At 70.3% G+C, this 21,719-nt stretch carries 16 protein-coding genes; 14 read left to right on the top strand and 2 right to left on the bottom strand.

The annotated features are described in order from the left end of the window. The first annotated feature begins 224 nt into the window (after window positions 1-224). The 8 genes from AB0383_RS03735 to AB0383_RS03700 are packed head-to-tail and all read left to right on the top strand — an operon-like array spanning window position 225 to window position 10,928. Window positions 225-2,384: a N,N-dimethylformamidase beta subunit family domain-containing protein gene (locus AB0383_RS03735; protein WP_366184999.1), complete on the top strand. Its 2,160-nt coding sequence runs from the start codon at window positions 225-227 to the stop codon at window positions 2,382-2,384. Window positions 2,385-2,424: 40 nt separating this feature from the next. After that, the gene (locus tag AB0383_RS03730; protein ID WP_366184997.1) at window positions 2,425-3,426 is read left to right on the top strand and encodes a sugar ABC transporter substrate-binding protein; all 1,002 of its coding nucleotides are present in this window, start codon (window positions 2,425-2,427) and stop codon (window positions 3,424-3,426) included. 8 nt (window positions 3,427-3,434) lie between these two features. Further along, window positions 3,435-4,976 (top strand): sugar ABC transporter ATP-binding protein, encoded by a 1,542-nt coding sequence (locus AB0383_RS03725; RefSeq protein ID WP_366184995.1) that lies wholly within the window; start codon window positions 3,435-3,437, stop codon window positions 4,974-4,976. Then, window positions 4,973-5,980, top strand: a complete 1,008-nt coding sequence (locus AB0383_RS03720; RefSeq protein ID WP_366184993.1) for an ABC transporter permease — start codon at window positions 4,973-4,975, stop codon at window positions 5,978-5,980. Before AB0383_RS03725 ends, AB0383_RS03720 begins: the two co-directional genes overlap by 4 nt. Window positions 5,981-6,023: 43 nt before the next feature. Further along, entirely contained in the window at window positions 6,024-6,821 is a 798-nt protein-coding gene (locus AB0383_RS03715) for a DeoR/GlpR family DNA-binding transcription regulator (RefSeq protein WP_364176090.1), read from the top strand. Then, window positions 6,818-8,266, top strand: coding sequence for an FGGY family carbohydrate kinase (locus AB0383_RS03710; protein ID WP_366184991.1), 1,449 nt, complete (start codon window positions 6,818-6,820; stop codon window positions 8,264-8,266). The genes AB0383_RS03715 and AB0383_RS03710 overlap by 4 nt, the downstream gene beginning before the upstream one ends. Next, on the top strand, window positions 8,266-9,675 hold the full coding sequence (locus tag AB0383_RS03705) for an NAD(P)/FAD-dependent oxidoreductase (protein WP_366184989.1): 1,410 nt from the start codon (window positions 8,266-8,268) through the stop codon (window positions 9,673-9,675). Before AB0383_RS03710 ends, AB0383_RS03705 begins: the two co-directional genes overlap by 1 nt. Further along, window positions 9,672-10,928: an FAD-dependent oxidoreductase gene (locus tag AB0383_RS03700; RefSeq protein WP_366184987.1), complete on the top strand. Its 1,257-nt coding sequence runs from the start codon at window positions 9,672-9,674 to the stop codon at window positions 10,926-10,928. Before AB0383_RS03705 ends, AB0383_RS03700 begins: the two co-directional genes overlap by 4 nt. A gap of 330 nt (window positions 10,929-11,258) precedes the next feature. On the opposite strand, the gene AB0383_RS03695 is transcribed toward AB0383_RS03700, so the two are convergent. Then, complete coding sequence (locus AB0383_RS03695) at window positions 11,259-12,170, bottom strand: LysR family transcriptional regulator (protein WP_366184985.1); 912 nt, start codon at window positions 12,168-12,170, stop codon at window positions 11,259-11,261. A gap of 118 nt (window positions 12,171-12,288) precedes the next feature. Between AB0383_RS03695 and AB0383_RS03690 the strand changes: the two genes are divergently transcribed. Then, entirely contained in the window at window positions 12,289-13,623 is a 1,335-nt protein-coding gene (locus tag AB0383_RS03690) for an alkene reductase (RefSeq protein WP_366184983.1), read from the top strand. 24 nt (window positions 13,624-13,647) lie between these two features. On the opposite strand, the gene AB0383_RS03685 is transcribed toward AB0383_RS03690, so the two are convergent. Next, window positions 13,648-14,985, bottom strand: coding sequence for an acyl-CoA dehydrogenase family protein (locus AB0383_RS03685; protein WP_364176074.1), 1,338 nt, complete (start codon window positions 14,983-14,985; stop codon window positions 13,648-13,650). Here AB0383_RS03685 and AB0383_RS03680 point away from each other — a divergent pair. From AB0383_RS03680 to AB0383_RS03660, 5 genes are all read left to right on the top strand, one after another. Continuing rightward, a complete protein-coding gene (locus AB0383_RS03680) occupies window positions 14,953-16,329 on the top strand; it encodes a LytTR family transcriptional regulator DNA-binding domain-containing protein (protein ID WP_366184980.1) in 1,377 nt (458 codons plus the stop codon). The two genes, AB0383_RS03685 and AB0383_RS03680, sit on opposite strands and share 33 nt — an antisense overlap. A gap of 456 nt (window positions 16,330-16,785) precedes the next feature. Continuing rightward, window positions 16,786-18,219 (top strand): apolipoprotein N-acyltransferase, encoded by a 1,434-nt coding sequence (gene lnt, locus AB0383_RS03675; RefSeq protein ID WP_366184978.1) that lies wholly within the window; start codon window positions 16,786-16,788, stop codon window positions 18,217-18,219. Window positions 18,220-18,522: 303 nt separating this feature from the next. After that, complete coding sequence (locus AB0383_RS03670) at window positions 18,523-19,605, top strand: substrate-binding domain-containing protein (protein ID WP_364176066.1); 1,083 nt, start codon at window positions 18,523-18,525, stop codon at window positions 19,603-19,605. A gap of 11 nt (window positions 19,606-19,616) precedes the next feature. Next, window positions 19,617-20,450 (top strand): ATP-binding cassette domain-containing protein, encoded by an 834-nt coding sequence (locus tag AB0383_RS03665; RefSeq protein ID WP_364176063.1) that lies wholly within the window; start codon window positions 19,617-19,619, stop codon window positions 20,448-20,450. After that, the gene (locus AB0383_RS03660) at window positions 20,447-21,703 is read left to right on the top strand and encodes a hypothetical protein (protein ID WP_364176060.1); all 1,257 of its coding nucleotides are present in this window, start codon (window positions 20,447-20,449) and stop codon (window positions 21,701-21,703) included. The genes AB0383_RS03665 and AB0383_RS03660 overlap by 4 nt, the downstream gene beginning before the upstream one ends. The last annotated feature ends 16 nt before the right edge of the window (window positions 21,704-21,719 follow it).

Here is a 21,719-nt window from a genome sequence, read left to right as displayed (position 1 = left end):
CGCCTGCACCTGGTGGTGACGGGCCGCGGTTCTCGACACCAGGCACTGTCCGGCTGCCGTGCCGGCGCCGTAACGAGAACGTGATGCGCGGAAACCTCCTCGTAAATACGAGGTATTGCGTGGAAGTTCGGTCACAGGTACGGTCCTCGCAATCAGAAACCGCAGGGCAGTCCCGACCGTTGTTGTGGAAGTTCGGGCACGAGGCGAATGGGCGGAGAGCGTTCATGAGGTTGATCGGCTACCTGGACCAGCTGTCCGCCCGGCCGGGGGACTCGCTCCCGGTCCGGATCAGCGGTGACGGCGGGCAGGTCACGGTCGATCTCGTCCGGCTCCTGCACGGCGACACGAACCCGCTCGGCCCCGGCTTCCTCAGCAGCGACGTGGCTTCCGTCCCCAGCCAGGTCGTGGTCGCGGGGGAGCAGGTCACGCCGGTGGGCTCCTGCCTGCGAGCGGACGACGTCGTCCCGGCCGGCACCACCCGGCTGAGCGCCGGAGTGGTGATCTGGCCGACCACTGTGGACGCGGGCCGGGAACAGGGTGTGCTGAGCGTGGTGGACGCCGGGGGTGAGCCGGTCGTCGCGGTGACACTCGGCGAGTCCGGCCGCCTCCGGCTGTCCACCGGTGCCGGTGCGGTGCTGCTCGAGGCCGCCCGGCCGCTGGCGAACCGGCGCTGGTACCGCGTCTCCGCCGAGGTCGGCGCCGGTGGTGTGGCATTGGAAATCGTGCCGCTGGAACCGTTCCCGGGTGACAAAAAGCCGGTCAGCTTGCGTGGCGAGTCCGAAGTGGACCTTTCGGCCGCGAGCGGGGTGTTGGTCGCCGCGCTGCGCTGCCGGTCGGAGGGCACCCGGCACTTCCCCGGTGCCGTGTTCAACGGGAAGGTCGAGCATCCCGTGCTCTCCTCCGGTGAAGACACGCTCGCCGAGTGGGCCTTCGAGCGTGGTTTCGCCACCGACACCGCCGAGGACGTCTCCGGTCGGGGCCGGCACGGCCTGCTGGTGAACAAGCCGGCGCGCGCGATGACGGGGCACACCTGGACCGGCGAGGTGCACGACTGCGCCGCCGCGCCGGAGCAGTACGCCGCGATCCACTTCCACGACGACGACCTGATCGACGCCGGCTGGCCCGAGACGGCCCGGGTGGACCTGCCGGCCGACCTGCCGAGCGGCATCTACGCGGTCCGGCTCCGCGGGACCACCCGGGACGGCGAGGAAACCGACCACATCCCGGTTGTGGTGGCGCCCGCGACCGGTGCGTCCCGCCCGAAGGTCGCCTACCTGATCCCGACCTTCACCTACCTGGCCTACGCCAACGAACGCCTCCAGCACCGGCTCGACTACGAGGCCGCCGGCATCACCGACCATCCGATCACGCCGGGACTGCACGACGTCACGCTCGCCGAGCACCCGGAGTTCGGGTCCAGCCTCTACGACTTGCACAGCGACGGTTCCGGCATCTGCTACACGAGCGCGTTGCGGCCGATCCTCAACCTGCGCCCGGACTACCGCATGTGGCTGCAGAACGCGCCGCGCAGCTTGGGTGCTGACCTCTACCTCGAGCACTGGCTCGTCCGAAACGGCGTCGAGCACGACGTGCTCAGCGACCACGACCTGCACGCCGATCCCGAGCACGCGCTGGACGGCTACCAGGTGGTGCTCACCGGCTCGCACCCCGAGTACTACAGCGGGGCGATGCTCGACGCGCTGCAGCGTCACGTCGACACCGGACACTGCCTGATGTACCTGGGCGGCAACGGGTTCTACTGGGTCACCTCGCAGGACCCGGAACAGCCGGGCGTGCTGGAGGTGCGTCGCTCGGGCGGCATCCGGACCTGGGAGATCCAGCCGGGGGAGGGCCACCACTCGACCACCGGCGAGCCGGGCGGGCTGTGGCGCTGGCGCGGCCGGTCGCCCAACAAGCTCGCCGGAGTCGGCATGTGCAGCCAGGGCTGGGACGAGAAGGCCCCGCCCTTCGAGCGCACCCCACTGTCCTACGAGCCCGAATGGGCCTGGGTTTTCGAAGGCATCGACGACCATCTCATCGGTGATTTCGGTCTGATCATGAACGGCGCGAGCGGCGACGAACTCGACCGCTGCGACTTCACCCTGGGCAGCCCGCCGAACACGGCTGTGCTGGCCACCTCACAGCGCCACAGCGATTTCTACCAGCTCGCCGTCGAGGACGTGCTGATGCTCGCCCCCGGGCTGGGCGGCAGCGAGTCCGATCTCGTTCGCTCCGACATGGTGATCGTCGAGCGCCCGGGCGGCGGTGCGGTCTTCTCCGTCGGCTCCATCTGCTTCACCGGCTGCCTGCCGTGGAACGGCTACGAGAACAACGTTTCCCGGCTGCTGAACAACGTGCTCGGCAACTTCCGCGCTCGCGTCTGAAAATCGGTCCCCCCGAATCCCGATTGCAGGGAGAATTTCGATGAAACACCCCGTCCCGTTCTGCCGGCTGGCCGGCGCCACCGCGGTGGCCCTCTTGACTCTGTCCCTGGCCGCTTGCGGTGGCATCACCCAGGACAGCGGCTCGGCCTCCGGCGGCCAGTCGTGCAAGCGCTCCACCGACAAGGTGATCGGCTTCGACTACCCGTTGACGTCGCTGTCGGTCTACGGCGACCTCAAACGGTTCGCCGAGCAGCGCGCCACCGCCCGCGGGTACCAGATGAAGTACACCGCCGACGACGAGGATCTGCAGAAGCAGACCCAGAACGTGCAGACCTGGGTGACGCAGAAGATCCCGGCGATCGTGTCCTACCCGCTCGAGCCGGCGTCGATGGAACCGCTCGCACAGCAGGCACGGGGCAACTGCACGGTGTTCGTCTCCTACGCCTCGCCGCTGAAGAACCAGGACGCCTCGGTGCTGTTCAGCGGCCTCGAGAGCGGTCAGGCGCTCGGCAAGACGGCCACCGAGTGGGCCAAGCAGCACCAGGGACCGGTGAAGGTGCTCGTGCTCAACAACCGGGACCTCGCGGTGGGTGCGCAGCGCGACGACGGCCTGAAGGCGTCCTTCGCCGCGGGTGGCAACGTCGAGATCGTCTCCACGCAGAAGGCCGGCACCCGCGCGGACGGCGAGCAGATCGCCCGCACGGTCCTGCAGGCGCACCCCGACCTCAACATGGTGCTCGGGTACGACGACGACGTCGCCCTGGGCGCGCAGCAGGCGTTCCTCAACGCGGGCAAGAACCCGAAGGACCCGGGCATCTTCATCGGCGGCCAGGACGGGTCGAAGGAAGGCCTTCAGGCGGTGTCGCAGGGCGGGATCTACCGGGTCTCGGTCGCGGTGCGCATCCGGGACATCGGGTTCGCGGTCACCGACGTGGCGGCGGACCTGTTGGAGGGCAAGCCGAACAAGGGCGTGAACGTCCCGCCGGTCGCGCTCACCGCGAGCACCCCCTCGCTCAAGGAATACCTGAGCGACTACAGCTGAGGAACCCGATGACGCTCACGATTCGAGGCCTGGTCAAGGGATACGGCGCGGCCACCGTCCTCAAGGGAGTCGATCTCGACATCGCCCCCGGCGAGGTGCACGCGCTGCTCGGCCCCAATGGCGCCGGCAAGTCGACCTTGATCAAGTGCATCGGCGGAGTGGTGACCCCGGACGCGGGTGAGCTGGCGCTCGACGGCGAGTCGCTGGGCCAGCTCACCCCGAACCGGGCCTTCGCCGCCGGGATCGCCACCATCCACCAGCACCTCTCGTTGATCGACGTGCTGTCGGTGAGCGACAACCTGTTCCTCGGCCAGGAGAAGACCGTCGCCGGGGTGCTCGACCGGGCCGGCCAGCGGCGGGTCACCGCCGAGCTGCTCGACCGGTTCGGCCTCGACGTCGCGCCGGGGACGAAGGTCGGCGGCCTGCCCATGGGCACCAAGCAGCTCCTGGAGATCGCGAAAGCGTGGCACCGCACCGATGTGCGGGTGCTGATCCTCGACGAGCCCACGGCGTCGCTGTCGGAGAGCGAAACGGAACGGCTCTTCGCCGAGATCGTGAAGATGAAGGACGGCGGGGCGCGCATCGTCTACACCACGCACCGCCTGGGCGAGGTCTTCCGCATCGCCGACCGGGTCACGGTCCTCCGCGACGGTGTGGTCGCCTTGCAGGAGAAGGTCTCCGATGTCGAGCCGGAGCGGATCGTCGAGGTGATCTCCGGCGGGACCGGCGCGCCGACGGCACCGGCCGAGCCCGCCGACCTCGGTCCGGTCCGGCTGCGGCTGCGGGACCTGGCCGGCCCGCGGTTCGGGCCGATCGACCTCGACGTGCGCTCCGGCGAGATCCTCGGTCTCTACGGTGTGCTCGGTTCCGGCCGCACGTCGCTTCTGGAGACGCTCGCCGGCCGTTACCGCGCCGCCCGCGGCAGCGCGGAGGTCGACGGCGAACGGTCGGCGCCGCGCACCCCGGCGGGTGCGGTGCGGCGCGGGATCGCGCTCGTCCCGTCGGACCGGCTCCGGCAGGCGCTGTGGCCGACCCGCAACGCGGCGGACAACCTGCTGCTCCCGTCGTACCGGCGGCTCGCGCGGCTCGGCCTGCGGCGGCACAGTCGCGAGAAGCGGCTGTTCGCCGAGACCGCCCGGCAGGTCGACCTCCAGCCGCCCGACGGCGGCCGCAAGGGCGGCCAGTTCTCCGGCGGGAACCAGCAGAAGCTCGTCCTCGGCCGCTGGCTCGCGCGGGCCGGGGAGCTCGGCGTGCTGCTGCTCGACGAGCCGACGCAGGGAGTCGACGTCGGGGCCCGGCGGCAGATCTACCAGGTGTGCCGGGAGCTGGCCGCCCGCGGTCTCGCGGTGGTCTTCGCGTCTTCGGATGCCCAGGAGGTCGCCCTGCTCGCGCACCGCGCCGTCGTGATGGACCGCGGCCGGCTCACCACCGAGCTGACCGGCGAGGACATCACCGAATCCGCCTTGCTCGCCGAAGCCCATCAGTTCACCGGTGTCACCACTGACCTGCCCGACGACGCCGCAGCCACCCTCCCGGAGGTACGCCCATGACGACGGCAACCGCCACCCCCGAGGGGAGCACCACCCGGCGTACGCCGGTGCTGGAGCTCGTCCTGCGGTCGGCACTGCTGATCGGCCTGCTCGTGTTGGTTGGCTTCTTCACCAGCGGGTCGGACCTGTTCCTCACCGTGGGGAACATCAAGAACATCGCGCTGTCGGGCGCCGTGCTGCTCATCGTCGCGGTGCCGCAGGCGGTGCTCGTGATCATGGGCTACGTGGACCTCTCGGTGGGGTCGGTGGTCGGGCTGTCCGGGGTGGTCACCGGGCTGCTCATCGTCGACCATCACCTGAACTGGGGGCTGGCCGTGCTCGCGGGCCTCGTCGTCGGCGCCGTGGGTGGTCTGGTCAACGGCGTGCTCGTGTCCTACACCCGGCTCAGCCCGATCATCGTCACGCTCGGCACCCTGCAGCTGTACCGGGGGATCGCGCAGTTCCTGCGCTCTGACCCGCCGGCCGACTTCGGAACGGGGATGTCGCTGCTGGGCCGTGGTCTCTATGCCGGCATCCCGGTCCCGGTGTGGATCGCGTTCATCGTGTTCGGGCTCGGCGCGCTGTTCCTCTACGGCACGCCCGCCGGTCGCCAGGTCTACGCGATCGGCGTCAACCGGGAGGCGGCGTTCCTCTCCGGGATCGCGACGAAACGCTTGCCGCTGCTGGTGTTCGTGGTCACCGGGCTGGCCGCCGGCCTCGGCGGGGTGCTCTTCGCGGCGCGGCTCGACTCCGCGCCGCCGAGCACGCTCGGTGCCAACTTCGAGCTGCAGGTGCTCACCGCGGTGCTGCTGGGCGGGGTCGCGTTCAGCGGCGGCCGGGGGACGATGCTCGGCGTCCTGCTGGGGGTGGTTTTCCTCGGCGTGCTCAACAACGGTATGACCTTGATGAACGTGCCGTACTTCGCACAGGCCATTGCGACCGGCGCGGCGCTCGTGGTCGCGGCCGGCCTGGACGAACTCGGGCAGCAGGCCGGCGCTCTGCGCCGGGTGCTCCGGAGAACGTGATGGGCCTGGCTCGCTCGTGCACTTGAGGAAGGTAGGGGGAAACGTGCTTCCCGACGAACGCCGCAGGCAGATTCTGGCGCTGCTGAACAGCAGCGAGGTGCTCCGGCCCGCGGACATGGCGGTCCAGCTCGACGTGTCGCCGGAGACCATCCGGCGCGATCTCGTGCTGCTGGAGCGCGAAGGCGCCATCCGCCGCGTGTACGGAGGTGCGGCCAAGGCCAAGAACCTGTCCCGCAGCGCCGAGCCCGGCCGGGTGGAGCGCGAGAACATCGAGCGCGAGGCCAAGGCGGAGATCGCCGAGGTGGTCGCCTCGATCGTCGGTGACGACGACACGGTGTTCCTCGACGTGGGCACCACCGTGCTCGCCGCCGCTCGCGCGCTGCCCGAGTCGTTCAGCGGCCGCGTGGTCACCAACAACCTCGGCGCGGTCCTGGCGATGGCCGGCCGGGACGCGGTGAACCTGCACCTCGTGGGCGGCCGTGTCCGGCACGACGAGCTGACCTGCTCCGGGCCCGACGCCGAGGACCAGATCAGCAACTTCTTCGCGGACAAGGCGTTCCTGGGCTCCGGCGGGGTCCACGCGATCGGCGGGCTCACCGACTACCACCTCGACGAGATCGCCGTCCGGCGCCGGATGATCAGCAACGCGGCCGAGGTCTACGTGCTGGCGGACGGAAGCAAGCTCGGGCACGTCGCGCTGCGGAAGGTCTGCGCGCTCGACCGCATCACGGCGCTGATCACCGACTCCTCCGCGGACCCCGAAATGGTCGCGCAGCTGCGCGACGCGGGTCTGACCGTCGTGCAGCCGGCCGTGGCCGGAGCCGAGGACGCGGCCTCATGACCGGAGCCGTGCTCGCCATCGACCAGGGCACCTCGGCGACCAAGGCGCTCGTCGTCGCTGAAGACGGTGCCGTGCTGGCCGAGGTCGACCGGTCTCTGTCCGTGCGGACGCCGAAACCGGGTGCGGTGGAAGTCGATCCGGGCGAGCTGCTGGCGTCGGTTCTCGACGCGGGCCGCGCGGCCGTCGCGGCGGCCGGGGTGGGTGCCGGCGTCGTCGGGCTCGCCAACCAGGGCGAGACGGTGCTGGCGTGGGACCCCGCGTCGGGCGAAGCCCTCTCGCAGTGCGTGGTGTGGCAGGACCGGCGGGCCGTCGAGGTGTGCGAGTCCCTGCGCGACGTCGCCGACCGGCTCGGCGAGATCAGCGGCCTGCCGCTCGACCCGTACTTCTCCGCCCCGAAGATGCGGTGGCTGCGCGAGCACGTGGGCGCCGGGGGAGTGGTCACCACCACCGACACGTGGCTGTTGCATCGGCTCACCGGCGAGTTCGTCACCGACGTCGCGACCGCGTCGCGCAGCATGCTGCTCGACCTCGAGTCCGGCACCTGGTCGGACGAGGCCTGGGACCTGTTCGGGCTGACCGAGCGCCGTCCGCGACTGGCCGGCAACGACGAGGTGGTCGGCACTACCAGCGCATTCGGCACCGAGATCCCGGTCTCCGGGGTGATCGTGGACCAGCAGGCTGCGCTGTGGGCGCAGCGCTGCCGGGAGCGGGGCGAGGCGAAGTGCACGTATGGCACCGGCGCCTTCCTGCTCGTCAACACCGGTGACCGGCCGCAGCGCAGCGAAGCCGGGCTGACCCCGTCCATCGCGTGGCAGATCGCGGGGCAGCGGCGCTGGTGCCTCGACGGGCAGGTGTACACCGTGGGCAAAGCGGTGTCCTGGCTGCGCGACGTCGGCCTGCTCGGCTCGGCCGGCGAGCTCGACGAGCTGGCGTCCACAGTGGACGACACGGCCGGGGTGGTTTTCGTGCCGTCGCTCGCCGGGCTGGCCGCGCCGCACTGGCAGCCGGGCGCGACCGGTGGCTTCCTGGGACTGAACCTGGCGGCGACCCGGGCGCAGTTGGCCCGCGCGGTCTGCCTGGGGATCGCCGCGCAGATCGTGGACCTCGTCGACGCCGCGGCGGCGGACCTCGGCGCCGCGCCCAGGCTGCGGCTCGACGGCGGGCTCACCCGGTCGCGAGTGCTGGTGCAGCTGCAGGCCGACCTGCTGCAGGCACCGGTGGAGGTGGCCGCCGCTCCGCACGCGACCGCGCTCGGCGTCGCCGATCTGGCGCTGCGCGGTGCCGCCGGCCACCCGTTGCCCGACCCGCGGCCGGGCACGGTCGTCGAACCGAGCCGCCCGCCCGCCTGGGCCGCCGAGCAGCTGGGCCGCTGGCGGTCCGCGCTGGAGGCGACCCGGCAGTTCAGCGGCGAAGGCCGCGTGTTTCCCGGAAGGGCTGATTCCTGATGCCAGAGCCCGAGTACGACCTGGTCGTGATCGGAGCCGGTGTGGTCGGCTCCGCGCTGGCGCGCGAGTTCACGCTGCGCGGCCGGTCCGTGGCGCTGGTGGACACGCGCTCCGACGTCGGGGACGTGACCAGCAAGGCCAACACCGCGATCCTGCACACCGGCTTCGACGCGACGCCCGGCACCACCGAGTCGCGGCTCGTCGCGCGCGGGTACCGGCTGCTGTCCGACTACGCCGCCAAGGCGGGGATCCCGGTCGAGCCGCTGGGCGCCCTGCTGGTCGCCTGGGACGAGGAGCAGCTGGCGGCGCTGCCGAGGCTGGCCGAGAAGGCCGCGGCCAACGGCTACCACGAGACCCGGCTGCTGGACTCCGCCGAGCTGGCGCGGCGCGAGCCGCACCTCGGCCCGGGTGCGCTGGCCGCTCTGGAGGTGCCGGGGGAGTCCATCATCTGCCCGTGGACGACCACGCTGGCGTTCGCGACGGAGGCGGTGCGCCACGGTGCCGAACTGCTGCTCGGCCATACCGTGACCGGCGCGGAGCCGGGTGCGGACCACACGGTGCTGCACACCGACCGGGGACCGGTCCGGGCCCGGTACGTGGTCAACGCCGCGGGCCTCGGCAGCGATCACGTGCACGCGATGTTCGGGCACGAGTCGTTCACGATCACCCCCCGCCGCGGCCAGCTCATCGTGTTCGACAAGCTGGCGCGGTCGTTGGTGAACCACATCCTGTTGCCGGTGCCGACGAAGATGGGCAAGGGCGTGCTGGTGAGCCCGACCGTCTACGGCAACGTGATGCTCGGCCCCACTGCGGAGGACCTGACCGACCGCTCGGCCACCGGGTCCACAGAGGACGGCCTGGCCATGTTGCGGGAGAAGGGAAACCGGATCGTCCCCGCGCTGCTGAGCGAAGAGGTCACCACGATCTACGCAGGCCTGCGGGCGGCGACGGAGTTCGGCGACTACCAGATCTCGTTCCATCCCGATCAGCGCTACGTGTGCGTGGGTGGGATCCGGTCGACAGGGCTCACCTCGTCGCTCGCGATCGCCGAGCACGTCGGGGCGGAGCTGGCGGGCTGGCCGGGAGAGGTGATGCCGGGGCCGCGTGCGGACGTCGTCCCGCCACAGATGCCGTATCTCGGCCAGGTGGACGTCCGCCCGGCCGAGGACGCCGAGCTGATCGCGAAGGACCCCGCCTACGGCGAGATCGTCTGCTTCTGCGAACGCGTCAGCCGCGGTGAGATCCGCGATGCGCTGCACAGCGAAATCGCCCCGTCCACTGTGGAGGGATTGCGACGCCGCACTCGGGCCGGGATGGGCCGGTGTCAGGGTTTCTACTGTGGCGCGGCGGTCTCGCGCATGGTCGACGAGGGCGCGGACGCGCCCGTGAAAGCGGAGGCCGCGAAGTGAACGAGCGGATCAGGCACGACGTCGACGTCGCCGTGATCGGCGGCGGGCCGGCCGGGCTCGCCGCGGCGGTCGCGCTGCGCCGGGCCGGGGTGGAGCGGGTCGAGGTGCTGGAGCGGGAGGTCGTCGCCGGCGGGATTCCGCGGCATTCCGCGCACACCGGTTACGGCCTGCGGGACTTCCGGCGGATCATGACCGGGCCGGCCTACGCCCGGCGCTACGCCGCACTGGCCGCGGCGGCGGGCGTCACCCTGCGCACCACGACCATGGTCACAGGCTGGTCCGGCGACGGCGGGCTCGAGGTGACGGCGCCGGACGGGCTGTCGGTCGTGCACGCCTCGGCGGTGCTGATGGCCACCGGCGCCCGCGAGCGCCCGCGCCCGGCGCGCTGGGTGCCCGGGGACCGTGGCCAGGGCGTGTACACCACCGGGCAGCTGCAGCAGACCGTCTACCTGCAGCACCGGCCGGTCGGGCGGCGCGCGATCGTGGTGGGTGCCGAGCACGTCGGCTTCTCCGCGATGATGACGTTGCGGCACGCCGGGGTCGAGGTCGCCGCGCTGACCACCGAGCTGCCGCGGCACCAGAGCTACCTGCCGTTCCACCTCGGCGCGCGGTGGATGTTGCGCGTGCCGGTGCTGACGGGCACCCGGGTCGTCGCGGTGCGGGGCAAGCCACGAATCGCGGAGGTCGAGCTGGAGCGCCTTGCCGACGGGCACCGGTGGACCGAGGCCTGCGACACCGTCGTGTTCACCGGCGACTGGGTGCCGGACCACGAACTCGCCCGGACGGCGGGCGTCGGGATGGACCCGCGGACTCTCGGACCGGTGATCGACGCGACCGGGGCCACCAGCACGCCCGGACTTTTCGCCGCCGGAAACCTTTGTCACCCGGTCGAAACAGCGGACGTCGCGGCGCTGTCGGGCCGCCACGCCGGCCGTTCGATTGCGCGCTGGCTGGCCGGCCGCGCGGCGTCGGCGGCCGGCGCGGGGGTCCCGATCGAGGTCGACGGCCCGCTGGCCTGGACCAGTCCGCAGCGCATCTCGTCGTCGGCGGACCTCCCGGCGCGCGGCCGGGTGATCCTGCGGCCGAGCGCGTTCGCCCGCCTGCCACGGGTGCGGGTCAGTCAGGGCGACCGGGTCCTGTGGCAGGGCCGGCTTCCGCAGTTCGTCCCGTCCCGCCCGGCGCTGCTGCCGGCCTCCTGGCTCGCCCGCGTGGACCCGTCGGGCGCCGCGGTGCGGATCGAAGCGCTGGTCTGACCGTCCGTCCACGGTGGACGATGCCGGGCACCCATCGCCGGAACAGGCCCTTCGTGCTGTCCACGCCGGAGGGGCATTCGTGGTGGTGGCCGAACTTCCGGATCCGGTTCTGGCGGCCGGCTTGACCAGGCGATCTTCCACGGCGATGTCTACCGGGTCCGGGCTCGTGCCGCGAGGACCGGATGGATCCTCGCGTCGACGCCATTTCCTGAACGGCCTACCTCGACAAGGCGGAGTCGATGCGACGCGAGAGTCGAAGCACTCGTGCTGCCGGTTTTGGGTCACCGACCTGATCTCGGTGCGGCGCCTCGGCCGCCTGTGCAACTCGGGTCAACCGCGTACCTGCCGGCGATTCGGTGTCGGGTGCACCTCGTCGAGAAGTTCCAGGAATGCCCGCGCTGCGGCGCTGGGTCGTCGGGTCGCGGAGGTCGCGACGGTGAGCTGCCACAGGAGCTCGTGATCGGCGACCTCCACGGTGGCCAGCCCCGCGGGGTCGTCGACCAGGAATCGGCCGAGGAAACCGATTCCGAGTCCCGCGCGGATGAAGTGCACGGCTGTGCCGATGTCGGCGATCTCCAAGGTGACCTCACGTTCGATGCCGGCGCCGGCGAAAGCTTGATCGGCGATGATGCGGTTGCCGAAGCCCGGCGGGGAGTCGATGAACGGGAATTCGGCGAGCTGTGACAGCGAGACCCGGCCCGCGCCGGCGAGTGGGTGGTCCGTGGGGACGTAGAGCACCAGCGGGGTCATCTCCAGTACCCTGACCCGCAACCCGGCCGGCGTCGGCCCGGGCAGCGAGAGGAACGCGACATCGAGCTGGCCGTCGCGCAGTTCCTGTGCCAGCCCTGTCGATCCGGCGAGCGCCGCGCGGAGCCGGACGGTGACTCCGGGATGGCGGGCGCGCAGCGTGGCGAGGATGCCCGGCGTGTCGATGAGGTGGACCGAGGTGAGCGTGCCGACGGTGACGGTCCCCTGAAGCGTGCCGCCGAGTTCCTGCACCGCGTCCTTGGCGGCGCGGGCGGAGTCCAGCGTCTCGCGCGCCCGGGGCAGGAAGACGCGCCCGGCCGGAGTCAAGGTCACCTCGTCGCGTCCGCGGTCGAACAGCCGGGCGCCCAGTTCGTGTTCCAGCGCTTTGATCGTCGCCGACACGCCGGACTGCACGACGTGCAAACGGCGTGCCGCGGGGGTGAAACCGCCCGCGTCGGCCACAGCGAGGAAGTGCTCGAGGTGTCGTAGTTCCATGACTCGATTATCGCTCAAGGTGCTGGAAGGCATCTGTAGTCATCGTTGGACATGATTCAGGTCCGGAGAGAGGGTGAACCGGTCAGCATCTCCGACGAACGAAAGCGAGGAGGCGGACGTGCCCGACTCGTCACCGGCGGCGCAGCAGCCGCTGCTGGGCCCCTACGACCTTGGTGACCTGTGGTTGCGCAACCGCGTCGTGATGGCCCCGATGACCAGAGCCCGAGCGGAGAACCGCGAGCTTGCGCCGACACCGTTGCACGCCGAGTACTACCGGCAGCGGGCCGGCGCCGGACTGATCGTGTCGGAGGGCACGTGGATCAGCCCTGGCGCCGTCGGCTCGGTGCATGTGCCCGGCCTCTACGGCGCCGAACAGGTCGCGGGCTGGACGGAGGTGACGGGTGCCGTGCACGCCGAGCGCGGGGTGATCTTCGCGCAGCTCGCCCACACCGGCGCGAGCTCGCACCCGGACTACCACGGCGGCCACCTCCCGGTCGCGCCGTCGGCGGTCAATCCCGGGGGCCGCGTGTTCACCCCCGTCGGCGGGTTCACCGAGACGGTGACGCCGAGGGCGCTGACCGTGGACGAGATCGCCGAGATCGTGGAGCAGTACCGCTCCGCGGCGGCGAACGCGCGCCGCGCCGGGTTCGACGGTGTCGAGATCCACGCCCAGCGCGGCTACCTGATCGCGCAGTTCCTGAACCCCGCGCTCAACCTGCGCACCGACGCCTACGGCGGCAGCGCCGAGAATCGCGCGCGGTTCCTGTTCGAGATTCTCGAGGCGGTGACCGGCGTCTGGGATCCGCACCGCGTCGGCGTGAAGTTCGCGCCCTACCAGGCGATCGGCTCCACCACCGAGGTGGCACCGGAACTGCTGACCGGCCACGAGCACGTCGCCGAGCGGCTCAACGACCACCCGCTCGCCTACCTGCACCTCATGATGACGAGGCGGCCCAACGAACTTGTCACGCCGGATCAGCAGCGTGCGTCGCTGGTCCGCTTCCGCCCGCGGTACCACGGCACCCTTGTCGCCAACGCCGGCATGGACCAGGAGTCCGGCAACCGGGTGATCACCGAAGGCCTGGCCGATCTGGTGTCCTTCGCGCAACTGTTCATCGCGAACCCGGATCTGCCCACTCGATTCGAGCACGGCCACCCGCTCGCCGTCGCCGATCGCGAAACCTTCTACCAAGGCGGTACCAGTGGCTACGCCGATTACCCGGCCTACGCCGGGGAACCCGAATCCCAGCCCGTGGGGAGTGTCCGACGACCGGCATCAAGCGCTACCCGGAGCGCACTGCGACCCAGTGGGTCTTCGACGGCCGAAGCCGACCGGTTCATCGGGCACGGCCGGGCGCCGCTGTTTCTTCTCGACGCGCTGCGGCGCGCGGGCCGACCTCGCCGAGTACCGGTTCCGCCAGGCCGGCGCCCAGCGCCCGGGCGCGTCCGGTGAGGGACGCACCCGAGCGCTCGCCCGTCACACGGGAAGCGGGGTCTCCTGGTAGGTGGGGACCGTGTCGATGGTCTCCATGAACTTCGTGAAGGGCACGAACTCGTCGTCCATCAGCGCGCGCGGGTTGTAGTCCGGGCTGGCGAGCACGCCGTGGACGCGACGGCGCTGCATGCCGAAGTTGCCGGCGTCGTAGAGCGGCAGCACTGCGGCCTCGCGCAGCAGCTTCTCGAACTCGTGCTGCTTGTCCAGGCTGTTCACGCCCACGACCTGCATGCACTTGTAGACCGCGTCGAACATCAGCTCCGTGCATTGGATCTTGCACATCGCGCCGATCAGCTCGCCGTGGTAGTCGTGCTGGTCCAGGAAGTGCGCGGCCTTCCAGCAGAAGCAGCGGCACATCTCGATCCGAGCCGCGACGTCCCCGAGCACATAACCGACGTTCTGGTGGTTGATGATCGGGCTCGGGCCACCGGCGGTGTAGGTCCGCGCCCATTCCAGGGCGGATTCGTAGGCGGTCCGGGCCACGCCGACCGCCGCGATTCCGGCCACCGGCCCCGACCAGGCGAAGTTGCGGTTGATCAGCAGATCGCCGTTGCCGCGGGTGCCCTCGACGAGGTTGTTCGCGGGAACCCGGGCGTCGGTGAAGACGATCTCGGCGTTGGGGGTGAGCCGATGCCCCATCTTGCTGATGAGGTTGTAGCTGACACCGGGGGTGCCGCGCTCGATCATGATCGCCGAAAGCCCCTCGGTGCCGCCCTTCGACGGGTCGGTGCGCACCACGACGATGCTCGCGTTGGCACCGTGGCCGTCCCAGCCTGCGACGTTGCACGGCCAGTACTTGCGGCCGTTGAGCACGTAGTGGTCGCCATCGAGCGTGGCGGTGACACCGATCCCGACGGGTGAAGCATCGGGCGCGTCGAAGTTCGCCGTGCCGCCGGGGCTGCCGGCCGGCTCGCTCACCGCGTAGCCGACGATGTACTCGCCGGTCGGGTCAGAGGTGGCTGCGCGCAGGAAGCGGTCCTTCTGCTCGTCACTGCCCCAGTACCAGACGGGCATCAGGCCCAGCCCGTTGACCAGGATGGTGCAGGCGAAACCCGGGTCGACGGAGCACATTTCCTCGGCGGCCAGGATGAGGTCCACATTGGACAGCCCGCCGCCACCGTACTGCGTGGGCAGCATGCAGAACGCGATGCCGGCGCGGTACGCCTGCACATAGGCGTCCTTGGTCATCTGGAAGGCGCGCAACGGGTCCGTCTCGGCGTCGGCCGCACGGACCACCGGCGCGAGTATGCCGCGGGCGAAGGCACGGGTGCTCGCCTGGAGTTCCCGTTGTTCCGGGGTGGGGGTGAAGTCGATGGCCATGACGAAACCTCCCTGCATCGGGTCGTCGGATCGGCCGGAATCGTCGATCTGCCCGGGCGACGGCGCGCGGACGCTATCCCGGCCGGCCACGTCCGTCCTAGTCTGTTCAGGGGGCCGCCCGAACGCGAGGAGGTCGGCATGGACGGTCAGCGCGCCGGCGCTGGCGGCCACGAACCCGGAACGAACGGCACCGCCGCGATCCCGCCTGCGATCCAGGCGTCCTGGCAGCGCTGCCGCGAGGTTTACGGCGTTGCCCCCGACACGCCGCCGCCCGACCCCTCTGCCGACTCGGTTGCCGCGGCGCCGCGCACCGTGGTGTCGGCCGCCCGCTCGCTGGCGGCCGACCTCACCCGAACCGACGGGGTGGTGGCGGTCGCGGCTGCGGACGGGCGGGTCGTCGCGGTGTTCGGGAGCAGTTCGGCCGTCGCGCTTGCCGGTGCGCACCAGCTGGCACCCGGGCACGACTGGTCGGAGAGCAGCCGCGGTACCAATGCCCTCGGAACCGCGCTGCTCGACGGACACGCCCACGTGACCGGTTCCGAACACTGGCGCGGTGACCTGGCCGACTGGTCCGGCGCGGGCGTCGCGGTGGGCGACCCCGACTGTCCCCGGCCGTGCGCAGTCCTCGCGTTCCTGGTGCATCGCCGCCCGCTGACGGCGCTCGCGATCGCGCGGCTGCACCGTTGTGCCCAGGAACTGGATTACGGCCTCCGTCACCGGCGCGAAGACGTGCTCACCGAGGTGGCCGGATCGCTGCGACCGTGGGCCGCCGCCGACGCCGGACCGCTGGCGGTCATCGACCGGCGCGGGCGGCTTGTGGCGGCGAACGAGGTCGGGCGCGCGGTGCTCGGCTCCCGCGCGCGTGCCGGCGCGCTGCGGCTGGCCGCGTGCGCGGAGGACGGGTGCCCGATCACCGTCCAGCCCATCCAGCACGACGGGCAGCTCATCGGCACGCTCCTCACCACCAGTACGGACACACCGCCGGCGATCGAGGCTGCTCAAGCGCCGGTGTTCCGGGTCGCCGGCATCCACGGCGGGCACATCCTGCTGATGGCCCCGGCGGAGATCCGGGTCGCGCAGGCCGAGGGCAAGATCGTGTGGCTGCTGACCGACCGGGGCCGACTGCGGGCACTGAACCACACCCTGAGCCGGCTGGCGACGCGGCTGGCACCCCACGGATTCCTGCGGGTGCATCGGCACTGCGTGGTGAACCTGCACCGGGTGCGCGAAATCGCCCCGACCTTCCACAGCGGATTCGCGCTCGTCCTGGACGGGCCCGACCGCGAGACCGTCGCGGTGTCGCGGCGGCATCTGGTCGAGGTCCGGCGCGCGCTCGGCCTGTGAGAGGTGACGGCGGTGGGACCGTCGGCGTCGCGGGGAAGGTCATGTTCCACCGGCGATTTCCGAGCGATCCCGCCAGTCCCGAAGCGGGAGGGCGCCGCGCCGGAACGGTCGGGTGGTGGTGGTCGGCGTCTTGTTTGAACGCCGGGTGTTCCATGTTTTGCTCGCCACCCGCGACCGGAATGAAGGCATGGCCACGTTCACCGAGAAGTGCCCACCCGAGTTCCATCACGCCTGACTCAGGTCGGACCGTGCATCGGCGGCAACCCGTTTGACGTAGTCCTGGTCGGCTCGGTACCGCCTGGTAGGGGTGGGCGCGCGGAGGATGCTCGGCGGGCCGGGAGGTGCGGTGATCTGGCCCGACTCACGCCTGGCGGGGAGTAGCGTGCTGGTATGCCTGTTGCCGTGCGGGTGCGTCGGTGGGCGGTGCGTGGGCTGGCTTTGCCGTGTGGTTGCGTGGTGGCGCTGGCCTTCCCGGCTGCCGATGCGTGGTGGCTGGGGTGGGTCGGGCTGGTCCCGCTGGTATTGTTGCTCGGGCGCGCGGGCTCGTACGGTGAGGCGGCTTGGCGGAGTTCGCTAGCCGCGGTCGGGTTCTTTGTCGTTGTGCTGCAGTGGCTGCTGCCGAACATCGGAATGCTGGCGCTTGTGGTGGGCGTTGTGGTCGCCGCCCTCTGGGTGCCATTCGGGCTGGCGACGTACGGGCTGCTGCGAGAACCGTCCGGTGCGCGGGTGGCCTTGGCGGTGGTGGTGCTGCCGTCGGTCTGGGTCAGCGTCGAAGCGCTGCGTTCGTGGGAAGGTCTGGGCGGTGCTTGGGGTCTTGTCGGTTTGACGCAGTGGCAGGTGCGGCCGGTGCTGGCCGTGGCGTCGCTGGGTGGGGTGTGGTTGCTCAGCTTCGTGTTGGTGGCCGTCAATGTCGGGCTTGCTGCCGTGTTTCTTCCCGGCGCCCGCAGGGCAGCGCGGCTGCTCGGGGGAGGACTCGCCGTCGTGTTCGCCGCACTCGCGATCGGCTATGGGCTGCTCCGGCCGGAACCGGTGGTGACCGGCAGCGTCCGTGTAGTGGGGGTGCAGCCTGGCGTCGTGTACGGAGGAGACGAGCGTTTGGCGGCGCATCTGGAATTGACCCAAAGGGCCGCCGGTCTGGGGCAGGGCATGGTGGTCTGGGGGCAGAGCAGCGTGCCGTTCGACCCGGCGAGCCGTCCCGATGTGATGGGCCGGTTGCGCCAGGCCGCGGCGATCGCGGGAAGCGACGTGCTCGTCAACGTCGACGCGCGAGCAGCGGACGGCCGGATCAGGAAGACGACTCAGCAGTACGGACCCGATGGTTTGGTTGGTACGTATGAGAAGCGGCGGCTGGTCCCGTTCGGCGAGTACGTGCCGATGCGGCAGCTGCTGGGAAAGGTGCTTCGGGGCACCGCCATCGCCGAGGAAGATCGGGCCCCGGGCCGAGAGCCGGTGGTGCTGCGGGTCGGCGGGACTCGGGTGGGCCCACTGATCTCCTACGAGTCGATCTTTCCCGACCTGCGCCGGGAACTCGTTCGGCTGCACGCCGACGTCACGGTGGCGCAGGGCTCGCTCACGTCGTTCCACGGAACCTGGGTACAACCGCAACAGGCGAGTGCCGAGGCGGTGCGGGCGGTGGAGTCCGGGCGATCCGCCGTCCTGGTGGAGCTGAACGGAACATCCGCGGCGTTCGACGCGCGGGGCAGGCAGCTGGCCTGGATGCCGCCGGACGAGCGCAGGATCTTCGTGGTCGATGTGCCACTGTACGAGGAGATCACTCCCTACGTGCGATGGGGCGATTGGGTTCCGCGCACGGCTTTCGCGATCACCGTGATCGGCATCGTCTTGCTGGTCGCGCGCTGGGCGTCGTCGCGAGTGACCGGGCTTCACTGACGACCTTCGTCGATGGCGAAATGGTGAAGTCGAATAAATCGACTTCGTGCGCGCCTGCGATTTCGGCTATTGGCGACCCTGCATTGCAGACCCCGACGGGGTGATTCCCGGCTCGGTAGTTCTGTTCGTGAACGGCGCTAGATGAACAGAATCGGCAAATACTTTCGAATATTGCCCGTTTGTTCTGTTCACTAGTTGACAGAACCGGCCTCGGCTGATGAAACTGTCCGGCGAGCAGGGCCGTGCACGAATCGACGCGCGGTTCCCCCGGAGCAGAGCATGCGCCAGCCAGAGGAGCTGTCAATGAAGAGAGCCTGCTTGTCCACGGTGTTGATGGCGTTGGCCGTCGGGGTGAGCGCGTCGGCGTGTGCCGCCGAGGTGCAGCCGTCGCGGTCCGGCGAGGGTGGGTGCACGATCGCGTTCCTCTTGCCCGAGAACACGACGCCGCGCTACGAAGCCAAAGATCACCCGCTGTTCCTCGATGCCGTGAAGGCCCAGGATTCCAGCTGCAAGGTGCTGTACTTCAACGCCGCGAACGCGGCGGACAAGCAGCAACAGCAAGCCGAGTCGGCGCTCGCGCAGGGCGCGCAGGTGCTGGTGCTCGACGCGGCGAACGTGAACAGTTCGGCTGCCATCGTGCAGGAGGCGAAAGCCAAGGGCGTGCCGACGGTCGCCTACGACCGCACCGCCGGCGGCCCGCTGGCGTACCGCACGGGGTTCGACAACGTCGAGGTCGGCAAGACCCAGGCGAACGCCATGATCAAGGCGATGCAGGTTGCGGGACACAGTGCCGGCAACATCGTCATGATCAACGGTGTGCCGGACACCACAGGAGCGTTCTTCAAGCAGGGCGCGCACGAGGTCTTCGACAAGTCCGGGTACAAGATCGCCGCCGAGTACGACACCGACGGGTGGTCGCCGACCAACGCCACCACAGAGATGACGCAGGCGATCGCGAAGATCGGTGCGCACGACATCGTCGGCGTCTACGCGGCGAACGACACGCTGGCCGGCGCGGCGGTCACCGCGATGCGCCAGGCGAACATCTCGCCGATCCCACCGGTGACGGGTCTCGACGCGACCGACGAGGGTCTGCAGCGCATCGTGCTCGGTACCCAGTACATGACCACGTACAAGAATCTCAAGGCCGAGGCGGACGCGGCGGCCAAGATCGCCATCCTCCTCGCGCACGGCAAGCCGCTGCCGCCGGCACCGATGGTGAAGAACGTGACCGGCGACGAAGTGCCGACGCAGCTGCTGCCGCCGATCGCCGTCACCGTCGACAACATCAAGTCGACGGTGATCGCCGACGGGTTCGCGACGTCGGCCGAGGTGTGCGGGGGCGGCGCGGCCGACGCGTGCGCTCGGGCCGGTATCACAGGGTGAAGGAAACAGCTGTGGCAACGGAACACGAAAACGGGCAGGGCAGGGTCCTGCTTTCGCTGGCGCACGCCGAGAAGTCCTACGGTGCCGTGCACGCCCTGCAGGATGTTGCGTTCGAAGCGCGGGCGGGGGAGATCGTGGCACTGGTCGGCGACAACGGCGCCGGCAAGAGCACGCTGATCAAAGCGATCGCCGGGGTGTCGCCCGCGGACTCCGGGCAGATCACCTTCGAAGGCAACCCCGTGACGGTGGCGACACCGCAGGACGCGGCCAAGCTCGGGATCGCGACCGTCTATCAGGATCTGGCTCTGTGCGACAACCTCGACGTCGTCGCCAACCTCTTTCTCGGCCGGGAGAAGATGTTGACGGGCCCGTACCGGACCGCCAGGTTGCTCGACAAGATCGACATGGCGAAGCAGGTGCGAGCTCTGCTGGCCGGCCTCGGCGCTCGGATTCCGAACGTGCTGGCCCGGGTCGAGGACCTCTCGGGCGGGCAGCGGCAGGCCGTCGCCATCGCGCGAGCGATCCTCGGCGAGCCGAAGGTCGTGCTCCTGGACGAACCGACGGCGGCCCTGGGAGTGGCACAGACCGCGCAGGTGCTCCAGCTGCTCAGGCGGTTGAAGGCACGCGGTCTCGGCGTCGTCGTGATCAGCCACAACCTCGCCGACGTGTTCGCCGTGGCCGATCGGATCTGCGTGCTCCGGCTGGGTCGCAACGCGGGGGAGTTCTCCACCTCGGCGGCCACGCACGAACAGGTGGTCTCCGCGATCACCGGCCTGACCTCGGCCACGGATCTCGGCGCCGGCCGGGAGCTGCACGGCATCACCTCGGGAGGTGACCTCGCATGAGTCCGGAAAGGACAGTCGAAGAGCTGCCGCAAGTCGAGACGACTGCTGCAACGTCAGAGCCGGTACCGCTCGGTCAGGCCGCGCCGACGCTGGGGGAGCTCGTCCGCGCCAAGGCGAAGCAGATCCGCAAGGGCGACGTGGGAAGCCTGTCGGTCTACCTCGGCCTCGTCCTGATCTGGATCGTCTTCCAGCTCGTCAACAACCGGTTCCTCTCTGACGACAACGTGCACAACCTCGCGCGCCAGATTTCCTACGGTGGCGTGATTTCACTGGGCGTGGTCATGGTTCTGCTGATCGGCGAGGTCGATCTGTCCATCGGCTCGGTCTGCGGCCTCGGAGCGGCCATCCTCGCCGTCCTCGTCCAGAACAACGGCTGGAACCCCATCCTGGGGATCGTGGCGACCGTCGCGGCCGGGGGAGTGCTCGGCGCCCTCCAAGGGTTCATCCGAACACGGCTCAACGTTCCGTCGTTCATCGTGACGCTCGGCGGTCTGCTGCTCTTCCTCGGTCTGCAACTGCGGTTCCTGGGTAAGACCGGCACGATCCTGTTCCCCTTCGGCGGCACCATCTCCCAGCTGGAGGGCCGCAGCCTCGCGCCGGTGGCGGGCTACGGGCTTGCCGCGGTCGCGGTGGTGTGTTTCCTGGTGCTGGGGCTGACCAGCAGGCGACGGCACGTGCGCTCCGGGGTGAGCGCACCGCCGCTGGGTCTGCTGGTGGTCCAGGTGGTCGGTCTCGCCGTCGCGCTGTTCGTCGTGGTGTGGGAGCTCAACCGAGCGGTCGGTGTTCCGTTGGCGCTGATCATCTTCCTGGTTCTCGCGGTCTTCTTCTGGGTTTTGATCACCCAGACCCGATACGGCCAGCGGGTGCGCGCCGTCGGTGGAAACGCTGAAGCAGCACGTCGCGCCGGGATCAACGTGGACCGGATTCGCGTGTCCGTCTTCGCCATTTCCGGCGCCATGGCCGCCGCGGGAGGCGTGCTGTCGGCTTCCTACGTCGGCGCTGCCTCGCAGGACCTCGGTGGAAGCACGCTGCTGCTGTACTCGATCGCCGCGGCGGTCATCGGCGGCACCAGCTTGTTCGGCGGCCGGGGCAGCGCGTGGTCGGCGGTCATCGGCTGGCTCGTCATCGGGTCGATCTACAACGGCATGTACCTGCTCAACCTCGTCTCCGACCTGCAGTACATGGTGATCGGCGCCGTGCTCGTCGCCGCCGTGGTCGTCGACTCGATTTCCCGCCGGCGCGCGACCACCTGATCGCGCACCCGGCTGA

This window comes from Amycolatopsis sp. NPDC051373 (genome assembly GCF_040689465.1).
In the GTDB taxonomy this organism is placed as follows: domain Bacteria; phylum Actinomycetota; class Actinomycetes; order Mycobacteriales; family Pseudonocardiaceae; genus Amycolatopsis.
Note: the sequence above shows the minus strand (reverse complement) of the source record. Positions and strands in the feature narration are given on the sequence as shown.

Coding starts and splice junctions, on each gene's coding strand:
- AB0383_RS03720 (WP_366184993.1), top strand. CDS start 4,973: ATGACGACGGCAACCGCCACCCCCGAGGGGAGCACCACCCGGCGTACG.
- AB0383_RS03735 (WP_366184999.1), top strand. CDS start 225: ATGAGGTTGATCGGCTACCTGGACCAGCTGTCCGCCCGGCCGGGGGAC.
- AB0383_RS03660 (WP_364176060.1), top strand. CDS start 20,447: ATGAGTCCGGAAAGGACAGTCGAAGAGCTGCCGCAAGTCGAGACGACT.
- AB0383_RS03730 (WP_366184997.1), top strand. CDS start 2,425: ATGAAACACCCCGTCCCGTTCTGCCGGCTGGCCGGCGCCACCGCGGTG.
- AB0383_RS03685 (WP_364176074.1), bottom strand. CDS start 14,985: ATGGCCATCGACTTCACCCCCACCCCGGAACAACGGGAACTCCAGGCG.
- AB0383_RS03695 (WP_366184985.1), bottom strand. CDS start 12,170: ATGGAACTACGACACCTCGAGCACTTCCTCGCTGTGGCCGACGCGGGC.
- AB0383_RS03670 (WP_364176066.1), top strand. CDS start 18,523: ATGAAGAGAGCCTGCTTGTCCACGGTGTTGATGGCGTTGGCCGTCGGG.
- AB0383_RS03705 (WP_366184989.1), top strand. CDS start 8,266: ATGCCAGAGCCCGAGTACGACCTGGTCGTGATCGGAGCCGGTGTGGTC.
- AB0383_RS03725 (WP_366184995.1), top strand. CDS start 3,435: ATGACGCTCACGATTCGAGGCCTGGTCAAGGGATACGGCGCGGCCACC.
- AB0383_RS03710 (WP_366184991.1), top strand. CDS start 6,818: ATGACCGGAGCCGTGCTCGCCATCGACCAGGGCACCTCGGCGACCAAG.